Source organism: Streptomyces sp. NPDC088762 (assembly GCF_044750905.1).
In the GTDB taxonomy this organism is placed as follows: Bacteria; Actinomycetota; Actinomycetes; order Streptomycetales; family Streptomycetaceae; genus Streptomyces.
Map to the genome: position 1 here is coordinate 184,619 of NZ_JBIVKT010000014.1, position 21,207 is coordinate 205,825.

A 21,207-nucleotide genomic window follows, 5' to 3' on the forward strand; every position below is an offset into this window, starting at 1 on the left:
GGGATCCCGGCCGGTGTGCGCACGCGGCGCCCGGGCCGCAGATCGGCAGCACATCTCCACGCTCTCCCCCGGTTCTTCCGCCCTGTACTGCGCCATGTCACACAGCACTGGAAGAGGAGCGCCCGTGACCCCCCAGCCCCCGCAGTCCTCCCCCGCCACCCGCGATCTGGTCGTCGCCGTCAGCCCGTTCGAGGAGCCCCATCCGCGGATCGTGACCGCCGCCGAACGGGCCGGGGCCCTCGGGCTGCTCGACCTCGGCCGGGACGCGAACGCCGCACGGCGCGCCTTCGCGGAGCTGGACCGCCGGCTCGGCGCCGGCCGCCCCTACGGGGTGCGGGTGCCCGCGGGCTGCCCGACCGGGCCCGGAGAGCTGCCGGACCCCGTGGACACCGTGCTGCTGGCCGATCCGGCGGCGCACACCCGGGAGCAGGTGGCTGCCTGGGCGGCGGCTCCCGGCCGGCCACGGGTGTGGGCCGAGGTCACCAGCCCGGCGGAGGCCGCGGCCGCGGTGGCCGCCGGGGCGGCGGCGCTCGTCGCCAAGGGCCACGAAGCGGGCGGCCGGGTGGGCGGGACCACCACCTTCGTCCTGCTGCAGCAGTTGCTCGCGGGCCCTGGCGCCGGGGTGCCCGTCCGGGCGTGCGGGGGGATCGGGCCGCACACGGCGGCCGCGGCCGTCGCGGGCGGGGCCGCCGGGGTGCTGCTCGACGTACAACTGGCCCTGACGGCCGAGGGCGAGGAGGCGCTGCCCGGCGAAGTGACCGCGGCCCTGCGGGCGATGGACGGCTCGGAGACCCGGCTGGTCGACGGGCACCGGGTGTTCGCACGCCCCGACCTGCCTGCGCCGCCGGACGGACCCGCCGCCGCGCTGCTCGGTGCCCGGGACCTGCGGGCACAGTTGCTGCCCGTCGGGCAGGACGGTGCCTCGGCGGCCCGGCTGGCCGCCCGCCACCGGACCACCGGCGGGGTGATCCAGGCCGTACGGGATGCCGTCGCGGGGCATCTGGCCGCCGCCGTACGGGCCCGGCCGCTGGAGCGGGCCCTGCCCGTCGCCCAGGGGCCGATGACCCGGGTGAGCGACCAGGCGGCCTTCGCGGAGGCGGTGGCCGCGGCGGGCGGGGTCCCGTACCTGGCTCTGGCGGTCATGGAGGGCCCCGACGTGCGCAGGCTCCTCGCCGAGAGCGCCGAGCGGCTCGGGGACCGCCCCTGGGGGGTGGGCCTGCTCGGCTTCGCCCCCGCCGAACTGCGGCGGGAACAGCTGGCGGCCGTGGCCGAGGCCCGCCCCCCGTACGCGATCATCGCGGGCGGCACCCCGGCGCAGGCCGCGCCGCTGGAGGCGGCCGGGATCCGGACCCATCTGCACGTGCCGTCCCCGGGGCTGCTGGAGCGGTACCTCGCCGAGGGGGCGCGGCGGTTCGTCTTCGAGGGCCTGGAGTGCGGGGGGCACGTCGGTCCGCGGGCCTCGTTCCCGCTCTGGGAGGAGCAGATCGAGCGGCTGCTGTCCTGCGCCGAACCAGCTGCCCTGGACGTACTGTTCGCGGGCGGCATCCACGACGAGCGCTCCGCCGCCATGGTGGTGGCGGCCGCGGCCCCCCTGGCCGAACGGGGGGCGCGGATCGGGGTGCTGATGGGCACGGCCTACCTGTTCACGAAGGAGGCCGTGGCGGCGGGGGCGGTCCGGCCGGTCTTCCAGCGGGCGGCGGTGGACTGCACGGACACCGTGCTGCTGCACACCGCCCCCGGCCACGCGACCCGCTGCGCGGCCACCCCGTACGCCGAGACCTTCGAGGCCACCCGCCGGCGCCTCACGGCCGCAGGGCTGGCCCCGCGCGAGGTCTGGGAGCAGCTGGAACACCTCAACCTTGGCCGGCTCCGCCTGGCCTCCAAGGGCCTGCGCCGCGCGGCGGGCTCTGCCGACGCGGCCGGATCGGCGGGCGTGGCGGGCTCTGCCGGCGGGGCCGGATCGGCGGGCGCGGCCGAGCCGGCGGGCGCGGCCGGACCGGACGGTGGGGGCGGCGCCCGGCTGGAGGCCGTCGGTGAGGAGGAGCAGTACGCGGAGGGCCTGTTCATGCTCGGGCAGGCGGCAGCCCTGCGCGACGGGACCACCACCGTGGCCGCGCTGCACGCGCAGGTGACCGAGGGGGCGACGCGGTTCCTGGAGCGGCGCGCCCGGGAGGTCGCCGCGCCGGAAACCGGGGCGAAGCCGGACCCGGCCGCCGATCCGCTCGACATCGCCATCGTGGGGATGGCCTGCGCCTACCCGGGGGCGCCCGACCTCGCCGCCTACTGGGCGCGGATCCTGGCCGGCAAGGACGCGGTGACCGAGGTGCCGGCCGAACGCTGGGACCCGGCGCTCTACTACGACGCCGACCCGGCCCGGGCCGGTGAGCGCACGCCCTCCCGGTGGGGCGGCTTCCTGGGGCCCGTCCCCTTCGACGCCCTCGCGCACGGCATCCCCCCGGCCTCCCTGGCCGGGATCGAGCCGGTCCAGCTGCTGGCCCTGGAGATCTCCGCGCGGGCGCTGGCGGACGCCGGGTACGGCCGGGACCGGGAGTTCGACCGCTCCCGGACGTCCGTGGTCTTCGGCGCCGAGGCCGGTACCGAGCTGGCCGGCGCGTACGGACTGCGCGCACTGCTCCCGGCCTACCTGGGCGAAGTCCCGGCCGCCCTGGACGAGCAGCTGCCGCGCCTCACCGAGGACTCCTTCCCGGGCATCCTCGCCAACGTCATCGCGGGCCGCGTCGCCAACCGCCTCGACCTCGGCGGCGCGAACTGCACGGTCGACGCCGCCTGCGCCTCCTCGCTCGCCGCCCTCGACCTCGCCTGCCGCCAACTGCGCGACGGGGACACCGACATGGTCGTCTGCGGCGGCGCCGACGTGCACAACGGCATCAACGACTACCTGATGTTCTCCTCGGTCCGCGCCCTGTCCCCCACCGGCCGCTGCCGCCCCTTCGACGCCGCCGCCGACGGGATCGCGCTCGGCGAGGGCGTCGGGGCGCTCGTGCTCAAGCGGCTCGCGGACGCCGAGCGGGCCGGCGACCGGGTGTACGCCGTGGTCAAGGCGGTCGGCGCGGCCAGCGACGGCCGGTCGCTCGGCCTGACCGCGCCCCGCCCTGAAGGCCAGCGCCGGGCGCTGGAGCGGGCCTACGCCCGGGCCGGCATCAGCCCGGGAGAGGTGGGCCTGGTCGAGGCGCACGGCACCGGCACGGTGGTCGGCGACAGCACCGAACTGTCCGTGCTGACCGAGCTGTTCACCGCCTCCGGGGCCGCGCCCGGATCCTGCGCCCTGGGCTCGGTGAAGTCGCAGCTCGGGCACACCAAGTGCGCGGCCGGCCTGGCCGGCCTGATCAAGGCGGCCCGGGCCGTCCACACGGGCGTGCGGCCACCCACCCTGCACCTCGACACGCCGAACCCGGCCTGGCAGGCGGAGAGCAGCCCCTTCTCCTTCGACACGCAGGCCCGGCCCTGGGCGGAGCCCCCGCGCCGGCGCATCGCGGGCGTGAGCGCCTTCGGTTTCGGCGGCACCAACTACCACGCGGTGCTCGCCGGTTACGAGGGTGCCGAGGAGCCCCGGCACGGCCTGGAGGAGTGGCCCGCCGAGCTGTTCTGCTTCCGCGGCGAGGACCGCCGGGCAGCGGGCCGGGCGATGGCGAGGCTCGCCGCCCGCCTGGAGGAGAACGACGCGGCCGGTCGGCCGTGGGCGCTGCGGGACCTCGCGGCGGAGGCCGCCGCCACCGGCACCGGCCCGATCCGGGTGGCGGTCGTGGCCTGCGACCCGGACGAGCTCGCCGCCCGGCTGGCACGGGCCCGGGCGTTCGCTCCCGGCCCGGGGGTCCACGTACGGGAGGAGTCGGCCGATCCGGGCCGGGTCGCGTTCCTGTTCCCCGGGCAGGGCAGTCAACGCCCCGGGATGCTCACCGAGTTGTTCACCGCCTTCCCCTCCCTGCGCGGGCTCCTGGACGAGGCGCCCACCGCGGTGGTCTCGGCGATGTGCCCGCCCGCTGCCTTCAGCACCGAAGACCGGGCGGCCCAGCGGCAGGCGCTCACCGACACCCGGATGGCCCAGCCGGCCCTGGGCCTGGCCGGCGCGGCGGCACACCTGCTGCTCACCGGACTGGGCGTACGGCCCGATTCCGTGGCCGGGCACTCCTACGGTGAACTCACCGCGCTCTGGGCGGCGGGCGCGTACGACACGGAGAGCCTGCTGAGGCTGAGCACCCGCCGGGCCGAGGCCATCATGGCGGCCGCCGGAACCGATCCGGGCTCGATGGCGGCGGTGTCGGCACCACCGGACGAGGTACGGGAGATCGCGACGGACGCCGGTTGCGTGGTGGCGAACCACAACGCCCCCCGCCAGTGCGTGATCTCGGGCCCGACCACCGCGGTGTCCACGGCGGTGGCCGCGCTACGCGAGGCCGGGCTGTCGGCGGAACCGATCCCGGTGGCCTGCGCCTTCCACAGCCCGGTCGTGGCGGGCGCGGCCGCGACCCTCGCCGACGAGCTGGCCGGTACGGCGGTGGCCGACCCCGCCGTACCGGTCTGGTCCAACACGACGGCCGCCCCCTACCCACCCGGCCCCGATGCCGTACGGGGCCTCGCGGCGCGCCAGGTCGCGGAGCCGGTCCGGTTCGTGGAGCAGGTGGAGGCCATGTACGCGGCCGGCGTCCGGACCTTCGTGGAGGCCGGGCCGGGGCGGGTCCTGACCGGTCTGGTCGGCCGCATCCTCCACGGCCGGCCCCACACGGCGGTCCCGCTGGACGTACCGGGCGAGCACGGCCTGGTGCGCCTGGTCACGGCGCTGGCAGAACTCACGGCCGCCGGTGTGCCGGTAGCACCGGAAGCACTCTTCCGCGGCCGGACCGCCCGCCTCCCGGAGCAGCCTCCGGCCCGCCCGGGCTGGCTGGTGGACGGCCACCTGGTCCGCACCGCGAACGGCGAACCGGTGGCCGGCGGCCTCCGCCCGGCCTCCCCGGTCCCCCTGCCCCCCGCCGCGTCCACGGACCGGCGCGAGGAGGCGGTCCTGGAATACCTCCGCGGCAGCCGCGAACTGGTGGAGGCGCAACGGGACATCCTGCTCGGCTACCTGGGCGCGTCCCACCCGGAGGATTCCGGCGGCACCGGGCGTATGCCGGGGCGACACCATCCGGGCTCGCCACAGCCGAGGTCCGGGCGCGGCCGGGCGGGTGCCGGGGCGTCCCCGCAGGGCGCCGAACACGGTTCCGCATCCCCATCCGACCCCTGGCCACGTTCGGTGCCCGAGGAGACGCCCCGGCGCACGCCCGGACGCGCCCGGACCGCCCCCGTGGAAGCCGCCCCCACGGGAGCCGCCCCCGCCGGAGTCGGCCCCGCCGACGCCCACGCACCGGCCGACCGCTCCCCCGAGTCCGTCATGGAGGCCGTCCTGGAGATCGTCCACACCCGCACCGGCTACCCCCGGGACATGCTCGACCCCGAGCTGGACCTGGAGGCGGACCTGTCCATCGACTCCATCAAGCGGGTGGAGATCATCGGCGCCCTGGCCGACCGGATCGGCCTCCCCCAGGACCCCGGCGGCAACGCCGAATCCGCCGTAGAGGAACTGTCCCGCATCAAAACCCTGCGCGGCATCGTGGACTGGGTGGTGACCCACACCCCCGGCGCCCCGGAACCCACACCGACGCCGTCACCGGCACCGGTACCGGCCCACACACAGGCCCACGCCCACGCCCACGCACCGGCACCCACACCGGCCCCGCCGTCCGCGCGCCCACCCGCCGCGCCCCCGCTGACCCGCCTCCGCGTCGACCTCCTGCCCGCACCGGCCCCCGCAGCCGACCCGGCGGCCCTGCGGACCCACCTCCGCGACCTCCGGATCGCCCTCGTCGACGATGCCCAAGGACTGGCACGCACGCTCGCCGCAGCCCTGCGGGACCTGGGCTCCGAGGTGCAGATCCTGCCGGCCCCCGAGCCCGGCTTCGACGCGCTGGTCGACCTGTCGGCGCTGCGCCCGGGTGCCGAACCGGTCCTGCCCGAGGCGTTCCCGGGCCTGCAACGCGCCCTGACCTCCGGCCTGCCCCGGCTGCTCCTGGTCACCGCCCCCGGCACCCCCGGAGCCGGCCTGCACGGCTTCGCCCGCAGCGCCGCCCTGGAATTCCCCGGCACACTGATCCGCGCCGTGGAGGTCCACCCCAAGGAGGACCCGGAGCGCATCACGACCCAGCTCCTCACGGAACTCATCGACGCCGCAGGCAACGACAACGGCACCAACGCCGCAGGCAAGGGCAACGGCACCAACGCCGCACCCTCCGTCCACTACGCGGAAGACGGCACCCGCCTCACCCACCACCCGGTCCCCACCCCCCTCCTCACGACCGGCGGCACCCCACCCCTCGACTCCACGTCGGTGGTCCTGCTCACGGGCGGCGCCCGCGGGATCACCGCCCGCACCGCCCTGGCCCTGGCCCGCGCCACCGGCTGCCACGTCGAACTGATCGGGCGTACACCCGAACCGGCCGCCGGGGCGGACGAGTTCGCACAGGCCCACGACCGGGTCGCGCTCCGCGCCGCGCTGATCGCCGCAGGCCTCCGTACACCCGCCGAGATCGAGGCTGCGGCCTCGCGGATCCTCGCCGAGCGCGAGGTACGGGCCGCCCTGGCCGCCCTCGCCACGGTGGCGGCCTCCGTGCGCTACCACCGCGCGGACGTCACGGACGAGCAGGCCGTACGGGCCGTCGTGGCCGACGTACGGGCGCGCCACGGCAGGCTCGACGGGATCGTGCACGGCGCCGGGGTCCTGCGCGACGGCCTGGTGCGCGACAAGCAACCGGCGGACTTCACCGAGGTGTTCACCACCAAGGTGGCCGGCGCCCGCCACCTGGCCGCCGCGGCGGCGGAGCACGGGACCTGCCCCGCTCCCCGCTTCCTGGCCCTGTTCGGCAGTGTCGCCGGGGTGTACGGCAACCGCGGCCAGAGCGACTACGCCGCGGCCAACGACGCCCTCGACGGCCTGGCCCACACCTGGGCGGAGTCCTTCCCCGGCCGGGTGCTGGCCGTGGACTGGGGCCCCTGGGCCGCGGAGGCCGGCGGCATGGTGACCCCCGAGCTGGAGCGCGCGTACGCCCGGCGGGGGATCCCGCTGATCGCCCCCGAGGCGGGAACCGCCGCGTTCCTCGACGAACTGGCCCACGGGAGCGACGTACAGGTGGTCCTGATGGCCGCCGCGGAGGAGGGCGGCGCCGATGAGTGAGCGAGCGCGGCGCGGCCCCCGCCCCACCGACGCGGCGATCGTCGGAATGGGCGCCGTGTTCCCGGGCGCCCCCGATCTGGCCTCCTACCGGCGCAACCTCCTCTCCGGTACGGACTGCATCGGCGAGGTTCCGCCCGGGCGCTGGGACCCCGAGGTGTACTACGACCCGGACGGCGCCACCGGACCGGCGGCCGGCGACCGGTTCTACTGCCGGCGCGGCGGCTTCGTCGACGGACTGGCCGCCTTCGACCCGACGCGGTTCGGGATCATGCCGGCCGCGGTGGAGGGCGCCGAACCGGATCAGATGCTGGCCCTGCACGCGACGGCCGAGGCGATCGCGGACGCGGGCGGTGAGGAGCGGCTGCCGGCCGACCGCTCCCGGATCGGGGTGGTGCTGGGGCGCGGCGGGTTCATGGGCGTGGCCACGGCCCGCCTGGACCAACGGGTGCGCACGGCCCACCAGTTGGCGCAGACGCTGCGCGAGCTCGCGCCGGAGCTGGGCGAGCGGCGGATCGCGCAGGTGCGGTCGGCCTTCCAGGAGGCACTGGGGCCGGAGAGGCCTGACGCGTCGATCGGGCTGGTGCCGAGTTTCACCGCCGCCCGCACCGCGAACCGGCTGGACTTCCGCGGCCCCGCCTACACACTCGACGCGGCCTGCGCCTCCTCCCTGCTGGCCGTCGACCAGGCGGTGGGGCTGCTGGCGGCCGGGCGCTGTGACGCGGTGGTGGCCGGGGCCGTGCACCACTGCCACATCGCCACCCTGTGGAGCGTGTTCACGCAGCTGCGGGCGCTCAGCCCGAGCGAGCGGATCCGCCCCTTCGACCGCAGGGCCGACGGGACCCTGCTGTCCGAGGGCACCGGGGTGGTGCTGCTGAAACGGCTGGCGGACGCGGAGCGCGACGGCGACCGCGTCTACGCGGTGATCCGCGGCACCGGGGTGGCCGGGGACGGCCGGGCGGCGAGCCTGATGAGTCCGCTGGTCGCGGGCCAGGTACGGGCGCTGGAGCGGGCCTGGCGGGAGGCCGGCCTGGACCCGCGGGCGCCGGGCGCGCTGGGACTGCTGGAGGCGCACGGTACCGGGACTCCGGTCGGCGACGCGGCCGAACTGGACACCCTGGCCCAGGTGTTCGGGCCACCGGAACGCAGCGGAGGGGGCATCGGAACCGCAACCGGCACCGGCGTGGGCACCGGAACCGGCATCGGCTTCGGCTCGGTGAAGTCGATGCTCGGCCACACCATGCAGGCCTCCGGCATGGCCGGGCTGATCAAGGCGGCGCTGGCGGTGCACGAGGGGGTGCTGCCGCCGACGCTGCACCTGGAGGAGCCGCATCCGGACCTGGCGCGGACCCGGATGCGGCCGGTGACGGCCGCCGAGCCGTGGGAGAGGGGGCCGATGCCCCGCCGGGCCGGTGTCAACGCGTTCGGTTTCGGCGGGATCAACGCGCACGTGGTGCTGGAGGAGGCTCCGGCGGCCGCCGCCAGGCCCGCCGCCGCGGTCCGCAGGTTCCTTCCTCTGGGGGGCCCGGCCTCCCCGGTCGGCGGGGCCGCGCGGGGCGACGTACTGCTGCTGGCGGCGGACAGCACGGCGGAGCTGGCGGCGCGGCTGGCGTCCGCCTCGCCGGCCGCCGGGGACGCTGATTCCGGGGACGCGGATCCCGCCGCCGCCCCGCAGGCGATACCGGCGCCCGTGGGCGACGGGCCCTGCCGGGTGGCGGTGCTCGGGCCGACGCCCCAGCGCCTCGCGCTGGCCGCGAAGGTCGTGGCGCGCGGCCGGCCCTGGCGGGGCAGGGGGGACGTGTGGTTCACACCGGAGCCGCTGGGCGGCCGGGTGGCGTTCCTGTTCCCCGGCCTGGAGCCGGAGTTCGCACCGGTGGTGGACGATGTGGCGGACCGGCTGCGGCTCCCGCGGCCCCGCCTCACCCGGGGCGAGTCGCTGGTGGAACGGGCCCTGGACGCCCTCGCGACGGGCCGCTTCTTCGCACGGGTGCTGCCCGGCCTCGGCATCGAAGCCGATGTACTGGCGGGCCACAGCCTGGGTGAGTGGGCCGCCATGGTGGCCTCGGGCATGTATCCGCAGGAGGCGGCCGACACCTTCCTCGACTCGCTGCGCCCCGGCTCGCTGAAGGTCCCGGACCTCGTCTACGCGGCGCTGGGCTGCGGTGCGCCGCGGGCGGAGGCGGCGCTCCACGGGCTCGACCGGGTGGTGGTCAGCCACGACAACTGCCCCCACCAGTCGGTGGTGTGCGGGGATCCGGACCAGGTGGCCGCCGTCGTCGCGCGGTTGCGCGGCGAGGGGGTGATCGGGCAGGAACTGCCGTTCCGTTCCGGGTTCCACACCCCGATGTGGGAGCCGTACCTCGGCCAGGTCCGCGCCGCCTTCGCGCGGCTGCCGCTGCGGCCCGGCGCCCTCCCGGTCTGGTCGGCGACCACGTGCGCGCCGTTCCCCGACGCCCCGCAGGAGGTACGGGACCTGGTGGTCCGCCACCTCCTGGAGCCGGTCCGCTTCCGCGAGCTGACCCTGCGCCTGTACGAGGAGGAGGGCGTTCGGAGCTTCGTCACGCTGGGCCCCGGCAGCCTGCCGGGATTCGTCGAGGACACCCTGCGCGAGCGGCCCCACCTCGCGGTGTCCACCTCCTCCCCGCGCCTGCCGGGCCTGGCGTCCCTGAGCCGCACGTGCGCCGCGCTGTGGGTCGAGGGCCACGCGCCGCGCTGGGAACGGCTGTTTTCCGGCGGGAGGGTGGCGGGCGCGGATCCCGGGCCGGTGCCCGCGGGCCCGGCGCAGGCGCTACGGCAGGCGGGGCCGGGCACCACGGCCGCCCACCCCGTGACCGCCGCCCCGGCGACATCGGGGCGTGCCGTCCCGCTGGACCTCGGTTCGCCGCTGGTCCGGCTCGGCGAGGCGGCCCGGGCCGCGCTCGGCGGCCTCCTCGCGCCGGAGCCGGCCGCCCCGCCGGGCGTCCCGGCGGCCGCGGAGGCCGGGCAGAGCCCGCAGACCGGCCAGACCGCGCAGCCCGGGCAGGCCGCGCCCGGCGGCCCCCGGCCGGTCCTGTTGTCCGCCTTGGACGCGGTCCTCAGTGACACCCGCGCGGCCGTCCGGAGCGTCAGCGAGGCGTGGTCGGCTTCCGCGCGGCCACCGGAACCGGCGGTCCCCGTGGGGGGCCTGCGGGGGTCCGGCTCCCCGGGTCCGGCAGCGGCGGTCGCGGGCACCCACACCCTGCACCTCTCCCTGGCCGCACTGCCCTACGTACGGGACCACTGCGTCTACCTCCAGCCGGACGGCTGGCCGGAGGACTCCGACCGGTTCCCGGTCGTGCCGATGACCACCATGCTGGAGCTGGCGGCCGACGCCGCCCGCCGGTACGCCCCGCCCGGCCTCGCCGTCGTCGGTTACGAGGATGTACGGGCCCTGCGCTGGCTCCCCGTGGAACCGGCCGTCGACATCGAGGCCACCGTCCGGGGCGACGGGCCCGGACGGTACCGCGTCGGCCTCGGGGAGTACGCCTCCGTGGTCGTCCTGCTCGGCGACCGGTACGGGCAGCCGCCCGCGCCCGACACCACCCCCCTGCGCGACCCGGGGCCCGCGCCCGTCAGCGCCGAGGCGCTCTACCGGGACCGGTGGATGTTCCACGGCCCGCGCTTCGCCGCCGTGCACGAGGTGCGGACCGTCGGCTCGGACGGCATCCAGGGGGTCCTGCGGGCGCTGCCGGACCCGGGGGCGCTGCTGGACGCCGCCGGCCAGCTGTTCGGGCACTGGATGCAGCTGCGGCTCCCGGTGGACCGCCTGGTGTTCCCGGCCACCGTGGACCGCATCCGGTACTCCGGTCCCCCGCCCGCCCCGCAGGAGCTCGTCTCCGCCACCGCCCGGATCCGCGAGGTACACGACGTCACCGTGCGCGGGGACGTCGAGCTGCGCCGCGCCGGCGGCGAGGTGTGGGCGCTGATCGAGGGGTGGACGTACCGCCGGTTCGGCGCCGACGAGCGGGTGTGGCCGATGAAGTTCACCCCGGAGGTGTGCGGCATCGGCGAACCCCAGCCGGCCGGCTGGTGCCTGGCCCGGCGCCGCTGGTCCGACCCGGCCTCGCAGGAGCTGGTGATGCGCCGCTACCTGGGCGCCGCCGAACGGGCGGTGTACGAGCGGCTGTCGCCGCGGGCCCGGGCGCCCTGGCTGCTGGGCCGGATCGCGGCCAAGGACGCGCTGCGCCACCTGCTGTGGGACGCCGGCGCCGGGCCGGTGTTCCCGGCGGAGGTGCCGATCGGCAACGACCCCGCCGGCCGGCCCGTGGCCGAGGGCCCGCTCGCCCGCGGTCACCGGCTGACGATCGCCCACAAGGACCGGATCGCGGTCGCCCTCGCCCACCCCCACCGGGCGGTCGGGATCGACGTGGAGCCGGTGACCGCCGACCCGGACGCGCTGATCCGCATCGCGCTCGCCCCGGACGAACTCCGCCTGGCCGAGGCCCTGTCCGCCCGCGACGCCACCGGCCTGCCGGCCGCGCTGACCGCGCTGTGGTGTGCCAAGGAGGCCGCCGCCAAAGCGGCGGGCAGCGGGCTCGGCGGCCGGCCGCGGGAGTGGCGGGTCTCCGGTGATCCGGACTCCGGCGGCCTGCTGGTGCGGTCTCCCGACGGGCACCCGTACGCCATCGGCACCACCCTGCTCGGCTCCGCGCCGCTCGACCACGTGGTCGCCTGGACCGCCCACGGACCCGCGGCCTCCCCCGTCCCCTTCCACCTCACGGAGACACGTCATGGCACCTGACATCCTCGCCGAGATCACCGGCATGCTGGTGGAGATCGTCGGCGACGAGTACCTCCTCGCGGAGGAGGTCACGATGAAGACGACCTTCAACGAGGACCTCGCCCTGGAGAGCATCGAGTTCGTCGCCCTCGCCGAGCTGCTCCACCACCGCTACGGCGCCGAGGTGGACCTGATGGGCTTCCTGGCGGAGAAGGACATGGACGCCATTCTCGCCATGTCCGTCGGTGAACTCGTCACCCACATAGGCCGGATCACCCACGCCTCCCTCGCCCGGACGGCGCCGGCGGGCCCGGCCACCGCCGCCACCGGCGCGGTCCCCACCAGCGCGGCCGCCACCGGTGCGGCCACCACCAGTGCGGCAACCGCCGCCACGGCCGGCTGAGCCCCGCCATGGCCTTCGTCCTCGCGGAATCACTCCGCTTCCACGTCCAACGGCTTCCGTCCGGCGCCGGTCCCGACGGCGGCGACCGGCCCGTCGTGGTCTTCCTGCACGGGCTGGTCGTCGACAACCTGTCCTCCTTCTACTGCCCCCTGGCCGTGCCGGTGGCCCGGGCCGGGCACGAGGTGGTCCTCTACGACCTGCGCGGCCACGGCCGCAGCGAGCGCCCGGTCGCCGGCTACGACAGCCGCACCGCCGTACGGGACCTCTTCGCACTGCTCGGCGCGCTGGACCTCGGACGGCGCCCGGTCCACCTGGTCGGCAACAGCTACGGCGGAACCCTCGCCCTGCACGCCGCCCTGGCCCGGCCCGACCTCGTCGCCGGGCTCACCCTGCTCGAACCGCCGCTCGGCGGGGCGTGGGTGGAGAACATGGTCGACACCCTGTCGGCCGCCGCGCTCAGCCTGGAGGACAGCCCCGTACCGGCGGAGCTGCTCACCCTGCGCCTGCGCAAGGCCGCCCACCTCACGGCCATCGCCGACGATCTCCTGAACCGCACCACCCTGATCGACGACATCGCCGGGAGCCGCACCTTCACCCCGGCCGACTACGCCCGGCTGCACTGCCCGGTCCTGGTGGTCTGCGGGGAGCACTCCGAACTGGTGCCGGGCGCCCGGGAACTGGCCCGGCACGCGGCGCGCGTCAGCCTGCGGATCCTGCCGGGTCTGGGGCACGACGTCCTCAAGGAGAACAGCGGGGCGCTGCGGGAAGCCGTGCTCGCCCACCTCGACGCGACGGCCGTACCGGCGGCCCCGGTGGCGGCGGCGCGGCCGCGGGTGGGAGCGCTGGTCCCATGAGGGTGCTGTTCACGGTGCCGCCGCTGGCGGGACACGTCAATCCGACCGTGGCCGTGGGGGCCGAACTGGCCGCCCGCGGCCACGAGATCGCCTGGACCGGACCCGCTTCGGCACTGGCGGGGCTGCTGCCCCCGTCGGCCCGGATCCTGCCGGCCGGAGACGAGGCGGGCGGCGGCTACTCGGTCCTGCACGAACGCTGGCGCGACCTGCGCGGCGTCGGGGCACTGCGGTTCCTGTGGGAGGAGGCGCTGGTCCCGCTGGCGCGGGCGATGGTGCCGGGGGTGACGCGGGCGGTCCGCGCCTTCGAGCCGGACGTGATGGTCGCCGACCAGCAGGCCCTGGCCGGGCCGCTGGCCGCCCGGCGGCTCGGCGTCCCGTGGGCGACGTCCGCCAGCACCTCGGCCGAACTGACCCGCCCCTTCGCCGACTTCCCGAAGGTCGGGGAGTGGGTGGCGGACCAGATCGCCGGCCTGCTGCGGGAGTTCGGGGCCGGCCACCCCGACGCCGGCGGGAAGGGAGAGGAGGCCGACGGGGACCGCGGGTGGGATCCCCGCTTCTCCGAACGGCTGATCCTGGTCTTCTCCACTCCCGAACTCGTGGGCAACGAGGAGGATTTCGCGCCCCACTACGCCTTCGTCGGCCCGGCCTTCGGGGCCCGGCCGGCCGCCCCCGGATTCCCCTGGCAGCGGCTGGACCCGGCGCGGCGGCGCGTGCTGGTCTCCCTCGGCACCCTCAACCAGGAGGCCGGCGGCCGCTTCTACGGGGCGGTGCTGGATGCGGCCGAGCGGCTGGCCGCGGAGGTACAGCTGGTGCTGGCGGCGCCCGCCGCCCTGGTCGGAGCCGCCCCGGACCACGTACTGCTGCAGGAGCGCGTCCCGCAGCTGGAGCTGCTGCCACACCTGGACGCGGTGGTCTGTCACGGCGGCCACAACACGGTGTGCGAGGCCCTCGCGTACGGGCTGCCGCTGGTGGTCGCACCGATCCGTGACGACCAGCCGATCGTGGCCCAGCAGGTCGTCCGGGCCGGGGCCGGGGTACGGGTGCGGTTCGGGCGGACCCGGGCCGAGGAACTGCGCGACGCGCTCACGGCCGTGCTGGACGAACCCGGCCCCCGCCGGTCCGCCCGGCGGATCCAGGCCTCATTCGCCGCGGCGGGCGGGGCCGCCGCCGCGGCCGACCGGTTGGAGAAGCTGCTATGACGCCACCCCCCTTCCCCCGCGGCCGGGGCCGGCTCCCGGTCCGGGTCCGGTGGACCTCCGCGGTGCTGCTGGCCGCGCTCGGCGCGGGCACCCTGCGGGCCGGCCGCCGACTCCGGGAGATCCCGGTGCTGCCCGTCGTCCCGCCCACCGCGGCCGCGATGCCGCGTGCCGCCGGGTGGCGGCTGCTCACCGCCCGGGGGGTCGAGCCCGACGCGGCCACCTTCCTCGCGGCCTGCGCGCACGCCGAACGGGAGGGCCTGCGGGTGCTCGACCTGCTGCCCGGGGACCTGGCCGCCGAGCGGGCGCTGGGGCTGCTGCGCCTGGTCGATCCGGCCCGGTACCGGCAGGACCGGCTCGGCGAGGGGCGCGGGGCCGGCTTCGCGGTGCTCGTCGCCGACGAGGTGCTCGAACGGGCCGGCGTGGACCCGGGCGGGCCGCGTCCGGTCCCGGCGGAACTCCTGGCGCTCACCCGCCGTTTGAAGGAGTACGCGGCCGGGGCCACGGGCCTGGTCATCGCGCCGGCGCTGAGCTGCGGGCCGCAGTCGCATCCCGGCGGGCCCGCGCGCGCCGCCGAGCTGCGGGCCCAGGGGCTGCCCCCGGGGGCGCTCGCCGCCGCGCAGCTTTCCGGGCTCGCGCTGCTCGCGGGGGTCGCCGTACGCCAGGGCCGGTGGGGGGCCGCCGCGGCCGGGCTGTACTGGCTCCAGCCGTACCTCGCCCTCGGTGGCCCCCGCTCCCCGCTGCGCCCCGCCGATCTGGCCCGGGCCACCGCGGCTCGCCCCGTACGCTCCCTCGGCGCTGCCCTCCGTACGGCCGCGGCGGCCGACCCGACCCGGTCCGGTGATCCGCAGGCCGCCCGGGCCGCCGCCTACCGGACCGCCGCCTACCGGGCCGACCTGGCCGCCGGGACCGACCGGTTCTTCGAACCGCGCCGCCCGGACTGCCCGTGGTGCCGCTCGGACCGGCTGTCCGTCCGGGTACGGATGCCCGACCAGCTCCAGGGCAAGCCGGGCCGGTTCACGCTGGAGCAGTGCGGCGACTGCGGGCACGTCTTCCAGAACCCCCGACTGACGCCGGAGGGGCTGGAGTTCTACTACCGCGACTTCTACGACGGGCGGGGCGGCGAGGGCGCGGGCACGGTCTTCGGCCGGCTCGGCCCCGCCTACCGGGGGCGCGCCGAGATGCTCCTCCCGCACGCCGACCCGGAGTCCTGGCTGGATGTCGGCACCGGGCACGGGCACTTCTGCAACGCGGCGCGGGCGGTCTGGCCCCGGACCCGGTTCGACGGGCTCGACATGGGCGAGGGGGTCCGCGAGGCGGAGCGGCGCGGCTGGGTCGAGACCGGATTCCAGGGCCAGTTCCCGGAGTTCGCGTCGAAGCTGGCGGGCCGGTACGAGGTGGTCAGCATGTACCACTACCTGGAGCACACCCGGGATCCGTTCGCCGAACTGGACACCGCGGCTGCCGTCCTCGCCCCCGGCGGGCACCTGGCCATCGAACTCCCCGACCCGGAATCGCGGATGGCCCGGCTCCTCGGGCCGGCGTGGCTGCCGTGGTTCCAGCCGCAGCACCAGCACCTGATCCCGGCCGCGAACCTGCGCGAGGCGCTGGCCGACCGGGGGTTCACCGTCCTCGCGGAGGAGCACGGGCCGGCCCACCAGGGCAACGACTTCTTCGGCGCGGTGGCCCTGACGGCCACCCGCCTGGCCCCGGACCCGGACCGCCCCTGGGGCCCCGATCCCACCCGCCGCACCCGCGCCCTCGCCGCGGCGGTACGCGCGTGCGCCCTCCCCCTGTTCGCCGGCGCAGCGGTCCTCGACACCCTGCGCACCGCGGCAGCCCACCACACCGACGGCGGCAACGCCTACCGCCTCCTGGCCCGCAAGGCCCAACGATGACCCCCACCCCGGGCCGGCCCCCCCGTCCCCCCCACCCGAACAACCCCACCGCGTCGTACCCGCCACCCCCCACCCACCCCACCGGGAACACTGCCGCCCCGCACGGCCCTGCCGGGGGCGCTCCCGCCACAGCCACACCCGCCGAAGGCACACGTGCCGGAGGCGCTCCCGCCACAGGCGCACCTGCGGGGGGCGCCGCCGCCACGATCGGACCCGCCGGGGGCGTTGGCGCCGCAGCCGCACCTGCCGAAGGCGCCGCCACTACAGCCGCACCCGGCGAAGGCGCTCTCGCCACAGGCAGACCCGCCGAAGCTGCTCCCGCCACGAACACGCCCGCCGAAACCGCTCCCGCCACAGGCACACCTGCGGCGGGCGCTGCCGCCACGGTCGGACCTGCCAGGGGCGTTGGCGCCACAGCCGCACCCGCCGAAGCCGCTCCCACCACGGGCACACCCGCCGGAGGCACTCCCGCCACAGGCGCACCTGCGGAGGGCGCCGCCGCCACGATGGGACCCGCCGGGGGCGTTGGCGCCGCAGCCGCACCCGTCGAAGCCGCTCCCGCCACGGGCACAGCCGCCGAAGGCGCTCCCGCCACAGGCGGACCGGGCCGGGGGGCCGCCCCCCGGACCGCCACCTTCCGGGCTGCCGGCCCCGCCGGAGGCGGACCGGCGGAAGCGCGGGCTTCGGGGGGCACCTCCCGGACAACCGCCGCCGCCGGAGGCGGACCGGGTCGGGGGGCCACCCCCGGAACAACCGACCCCGCCGCAGGCGGACCAGGCCGGGGGGCCACCCCCGGAACAACCGCCCCCACCGCAGGCGGACCAGGCCGGGGGGCCACCCCCGGAACAGCCGACCCCGCCGCAGGCGGACCAGGCCGGGGGGCCACCCCCGGAACAACCGACCCCGCCGCAGGCGGACCAGGCCGGGGGGCCACCCCCGGAACAACCGCCCCCGCCGCAGGCGGACCAGGCCGGGGGGCCACCCCCGGAACAACCGCCCCCGCCGGAGGCGGACCGGGCCGGGGGGCCACCCCCGGAACAGCCGACCCCGCCGGAGGCGACCTGGCTCGGAGGGCTACCGCCGATCCCCTCTTCCGGCTCGTCGCCTACGCACTCGAAGCCGCGCACGGGCGGCCCCCGGCCGCCGTCTGGAGCGCCCCCTACGCCTTCCACCTCGGCTCGCCCGGGCTCGTCGCGGCCGCCGGGTGGCCCACGGCCGCCGCCGCGGCGCCCCGCACCGACGGGCTGGTGCGGCTCAGCTCCCTCTCCCACCCCGCCGACAGCTGCGATCTGCCGCTGACCCTCTCCGGGCCGCCGCCCGCCGCCCCCGCCTGGGCCGTCCGCCCGTACGCCGTGCTGCGCGCCCTGGCCCGGGCCGGCCACGGCCGCGGCGGGACCGACCTGCACGTGCAGGGCTCGCTCACGGCCGCCGCCGGGCTGGCCACCGCGGAGCCGGCCGACTGCGCGGTGGCCCTGGCGGTGGCCGACGCCCACGCGCCGGCGGACGGGCAGCCGGACCGCGCCCACCTGGCCCGGCTGCTCGCCCAAGCCCTGCCGGACGGCGACGACACCCTGCGCCGGGCGGTGTTCTTCGCCCGGCCCGGGAAAGCCCTGCTGCTCACCGCGCCACCCCAGCGGCACCGGTACGTCACCTTCGACCCGGCCGCCTCGGGCACACGGCTGGTGCTCCTCGCCGTGCGCGGCGAACCGGCGGACCGGCCGGCCGACCTGGCCCGGGCGGTGGCCTGCGCCCGCCGCGCGGGAGCCCTGAGCGCCTGGCCGCCCGGCCCGGCCCCACGGCCGGGGCGCGGCGTACTGGTGCTGCTGCCCGAGGCCCGACTGGCGGCGGTGCGGGCCGCGGTCGCGGAGGACTTCCGCGGCCGCGCGCGGCCCGTACCGCGGTTCCTGAACATCGCCGTGGCCGGTGCGGCCCGGCGCGAGGAATGACACGAGAAGGAGGAACCACCCATGCCCACGCCCAGCCCCACCCCCACCCCAACCCCAACACCAACAACACCGGCGGCCCACGCCAGACGCCGCGCCCGACGGTCCGCGATCGTGGCCGCGCTCGGCGCCCTCGGCCTGCTCGGCGCCTTCACCGTCGCCAACTCCCAGGCGGCGGAGAACGCTTCCGCGGCCCCCGTGACGAGCACGGCGACGGCCGCACTGCCGACGTACGACCACGTCGTGGTCGTCGTGTACGAGAACAAGCAGTACGGCGAGATCATCGGCAGCGCGAACGCCCCGTACATCAACCAGCTGGCGAACGGCGGCGCCAGCCTGACCGGCATGAAGGCGCTGACCCACCCCAGCCAGCCCAACTACTTCAACCTCTTCTCCGGCGCGACCCAGGGCATCACCGGCGACAGCTGCTACACCCCGCAGTCGATGACGGCGCCGAACCTCGGCCAGGAGCTGATCGCGGCCGGCAAGACCTTCGTCACGTACAACGAGGACCTGCCGGCCGAAGGTTCCACCGCCTGCACGAACGGCCAGTACGCCCAGAAGCACAACCCGTGGTTCGCCTTCAAGAACGTGCCGCTGAACACCGGCAAGACGTGGGCGCAGTTCCCGCAGAACAACTTCGCCGCCCTGCCGGACCTGTCCTTCGTCGTCCCCAACCAGTGCAACGACATGCACTCGTGCTCGGTGGCCACGGGCGACACCTGGACGAAGAACAACATCGACGCCTACGCGCAGTGGGCGAAGGCCAACAACAGCCTGCTGGTGCTGACGTGGGACGAGGACAACTACCTCGGCTCCAACCAGATCGCCACCGTCTTCTACGGAGCGAACGTCAAGACGGGCAAGTACACCACCGCCTTCAACCACCACCACCTGCTGCGCACCTTCGAGGACCTGTTCGGCACGGCCTCGCACGCGGGCAACGCGGCCAACGTCCAGCCGATCAGCGAGGTGTTCACCGACTCCACCCCCACCCCGACCCCGACCCCCACCCCGACACCGACACCGACACCGACACCGACACCCACCCCGACCCCGACCCCGACCCCCACCCCCACCCCCACCCCCGGTGATCTGAAGCTGGCCAACCCCGGCCCGCAGACCTGCAAGTTCAACCAGTCGTGCACCATCCAGCTCACCGCCACCGGAGGCAAGTCCCCCATCCGCTACGCGGCCACCGGCCTGCCCTGGGGCCTGACCGTCGACGCCACCACCGGCCGGATCAGCGGAAAGCCGTGGGGCAGCGGCACGGTCCAGATCACGGCGACCGCCACCGACTCCGCCGGCTCCACCGTCACCGCCGCGTTCCCGCTCACCGTCAACTGGTTCTGAGGGAGGCATCCGTGTACCTGTCGACCACCCGGGCCGCCGACACGGCCGGGCAGCGCGCCCCGGTCCCGAGAGGCCCGCTGCGGGCCGTCCCCGGCACCGTGTTCGCGCTCGGCCTGGTCAGTCTGGTCACGGATGTCTCGGCCGAGATGGTCACCGCCGTCCTGCCGCTGTACCTGATGGCCGGACTCGGCATGTCACCGCTCGCGTTCGGCGCCCTGGACGGGCTCCACCAGGGCGCCACCGCGCTGCTGCGCCTCGCGGGCGGCCGCATCGCGGACCGCACCCGCCGCCGCAAGCTGGTGGCGGGCGCCGGTTACGCGCTGTCCGCCGCCTGCAAGGCGGCGCTGCTCGCCGTCGCCACCCCCTGGTCGGTGGCGGCGGTGCTCGCCGCCGACCGGACGGGCAAGGGCCTGCGCACCGCCCCGCGCGATGCGCTGATCTCGCTGTCCTGCCCGCCCGAGCAGCAGGGCCGCGCCTTCGGGGTGCACCGTGCGCTGGACACGGCGGGCGCGCTGCTGGGCCCGCTGGCCGCGTTCGGGGTGCTGTGGGTGGCGGTGGACGGGTACGAGGCCGTGTTCACCGTGAGCTGCTGCATCGCGGTGCTGGGCGTGGTGGTGCTGGCCCTGTTCGTACGGGAGACCCCCGCGCCCGCGACCCGTACCGCCCTTCCCCCCGTACGCACCCTCCTACGGGTCCCCGGACTGCTCCGCCTCTGCGCGACCGCCGCCGCCCTCGGCCTGTTCACCGTCGGCGACGCCTTCCTCTACCTTCTGCTCCAGCGCCGGCTCGACCTGCCGGCCGCGTACTTCCCGCTGCTGCCGGTCGGTACGGCGGCCGTGTTCCTGCTGGCCGCGCTGCCCCTGGGGCGGTTCGCCGACCGGCTGGGCCGGCGCCGCGTGTTCCTCGCCGGGCACGTGCCGCTGCTCGGCGCGTGCCTGCTGCTCCTGGCTCCCGTACCGGCCGGTGCACCGCTCGTCTGCGGCGTGCTCGCCCTCCTCGGCCTGTTCTACGCGGCCACCGACGGGGTCCTGATGGCCGCCGCCGGCCCGCTGCTCCCGGCCGAACTGCGCACCACCGGGCTCGCGCTGCTCCAGACCGCTCAGGCCCTGGCCCGCTTCGCGGGCTCCCTCCTCTTCGGGGCGGCCTGGACCCTGTGGGGTCCGGCCACCGCCCTGGCCTCTGCGGCAGCCTCCCTGACCGCCGTCCTGGCCGCCGTCTGCCTCCTCAGGGGCGTTCCTCGTCCTCCTCTTCCGTGGGGTCGTCCTCCACGATCTGCCGCAGGGCCGCCCGGTCCGCCCCGGCCAACGGCAGCCGGTCGCCGTTCTCGTTCCGGACGACGATGACGACCTCGGACGCGGCGGCCCGCTCCCCGGCCTCGTCCGCGGACCGGAGGCGCCTGAGGTGACCCTGCAGGTCCAGCAGGCCGTTCACCAGGGTGAGGACCGCGCCGGCGATGACGACCACACTCATCGGGTCGACGGCTCGCGCACGGCCGAGCCGGCTCACGCTCAGGTCCGTCAAGCCCTCGACCACCGAGTCGACCACAGCATCGTCGGGTGTGTAGATGACCAACTCAACCTCTTTGTAGTCGTCCAACGGA

General features: G+C 76.6%; 10 protein-coding genes. 9 read left to right on the plus strand and 1 reads right to left on the minus strand.

The window, feature by feature from the left end; genetic code table 11:
• Positions 1 to 124: 124 nt before the first annotated feature.
• The 9 genes from ACIP5M_RS27595 to ACIP5M_RS27635 all read left to right on the plus strand — a co-directional run bounded on the left by ACIP5M_RS27595 (position 125) and on the right by ACIP5M_RS27635 (position 20,950).
• Entirely contained in the window at positions 125 to 7,225 is a 7,101-nt protein-coding gene (locus ACIP5M_RS27595; protein WP_401201726.1) for an SDR family NAD(P)-dependent oxidoreductase, read from the plus strand.
• Positions 7,218 to 11,981 carry a beta-ketoacyl synthase N-terminal-like domain-containing protein gene (locus ACIP5M_RS27600; RefSeq protein ID WP_401201728.1) on the plus strand — a complete coding sequence of 1,588 codons (4,764 nt, stop codon included), beginning with the start codon at positions 7,218 to 7,220 and terminating at the stop codon, positions 11,979 to 11,981. Before ACIP5M_RS27595 ends, ACIP5M_RS27600 begins: the two co-directional genes overlap by 8 nt.
• Positions 11,971 to 12,363, plus strand: coding sequence for an acyl carrier protein (locus ACIP5M_RS27605; RefSeq protein ID WP_401201730.1), 393 nt, complete (start codon positions 11,971 to 11,973; stop codon positions 12,361 to 12,363). The genes ACIP5M_RS27600 and ACIP5M_RS27605 overlap by 11 nt, the downstream gene beginning before the upstream one ends.
• Before the next feature lie 8 nt (positions 12,364 to 12,371).
• Positions 12,372 to 13,217: an alpha/beta fold hydrolase gene (locus tag ACIP5M_RS27610; protein WP_401201731.1), complete on the plus strand. Its 846-nt coding sequence runs from the start codon at positions 12,372 to 12,374 to the stop codon at positions 13,215 to 13,217.
• On the plus strand, positions 13,214 to 14,416 hold the full coding sequence (locus ACIP5M_RS27615; protein WP_401201733.1) for a glycosyltransferase: 1,203 nt from the start codon (positions 13,214 to 13,216) through the stop codon (positions 14,414 to 14,416). Before ACIP5M_RS27610 ends, ACIP5M_RS27615 begins: the two co-directional genes overlap by 4 nt.
• The gene (locus ACIP5M_RS27620) at positions 14,413 to 16,311 is read left to right on the plus strand and encodes a methyltransferase domain-containing protein (protein ID WP_401201735.1); all 1,899 of its coding nucleotides are present in this window, start codon (positions 14,413 to 14,415) and stop codon (positions 16,309 to 16,311) included. The genes ACIP5M_RS27615 and ACIP5M_RS27620 overlap by 4 nt, the downstream gene beginning before the upstream one ends.
• Before the next feature lie 1,247 nt (positions 16,312 to 17,558).
• Positions 17,559 to 18,257 carry a galactokinase gene (locus tag ACIP5M_RS27625; RefSeq protein WP_401201736.1) on the plus strand — a complete coding sequence of 233 codons (699 nt, stop codon included), beginning with the start codon at positions 17,559 to 17,561 and terminating at the stop codon, positions 18,255 to 18,257.
• A 111-nt stretch (positions 18,258 to 18,368) separates the two neighbouring features.
• Entirely contained in the window at positions 18,369 to 19,607 is a 1,239-nt protein-coding gene (locus ACIP5M_RS27630) for an alkaline phosphatase family protein (protein WP_401201738.1), read from the plus strand.
• An 11-nt stretch (positions 19,608 to 19,618) separates the two neighbouring features.
• The gene (locus ACIP5M_RS27635) at positions 19,619 to 20,950 is read left to right on the plus strand and encodes an MFS transporter (protein ID WP_401201739.1); all 1,332 of its coding nucleotides are present in this window, start codon (positions 19,619 to 19,621) and stop codon (positions 20,948 to 20,950) included.
• Here the strand turns inward: ACIP5M_RS27635 and ACIP5M_RS27640 are convergent.
• Positions 20,832 to 21,203, minus strand: coding sequence for a hypothetical protein (locus tag ACIP5M_RS27640; RefSeq protein ID WP_401201740.1), 372 nt, complete (start codon positions 21,201 to 21,203; stop codon positions 20,832 to 20,834). The genes ACIP5M_RS27635 and ACIP5M_RS27640 overlap by 119 nt on opposite strands.
• Positions 21,204 to 21,207 lie beyond the last annotated feature (4 nt).

Bases quoted from the DNA above. Each gene is read 5' to 3' on its own strand.
- ACIP5M_RS27600 (WP_401201728.1), top strand. From the start codon at position 7,218: ATGAGTGAGCGAGCGCGGCGCGGCCCCCGCCCCACCGACGCGGCGATC.
- ACIP5M_RS27605 (WP_401201730.1), top strand. From the start codon at position 11,971: ATGGCACCTGACATCCTCGCCGAGATCACCGGCATGCTGGTGGAGATC.
- ACIP5M_RS27610 (WP_401201731.1), top strand. From the start codon at position 12,372: ATGGCCTTCGTCCTCGCGGAATCACTCCGCTTCCACGTCCAACGGCTT.
- ACIP5M_RS27615 (WP_401201733.1), top strand. From the start codon at position 13,214: ATGAGGGTGCTGTTCACGGTGCCGCCGCTGGCGGGACACGTCAATCCG.
- ACIP5M_RS27620 (WP_401201735.1), top strand. From the start codon at position 14,413: ATGACGCCACCCCCCTTCCCCCGCGGCCGGGGCCGGCTCCCGGTCCGG.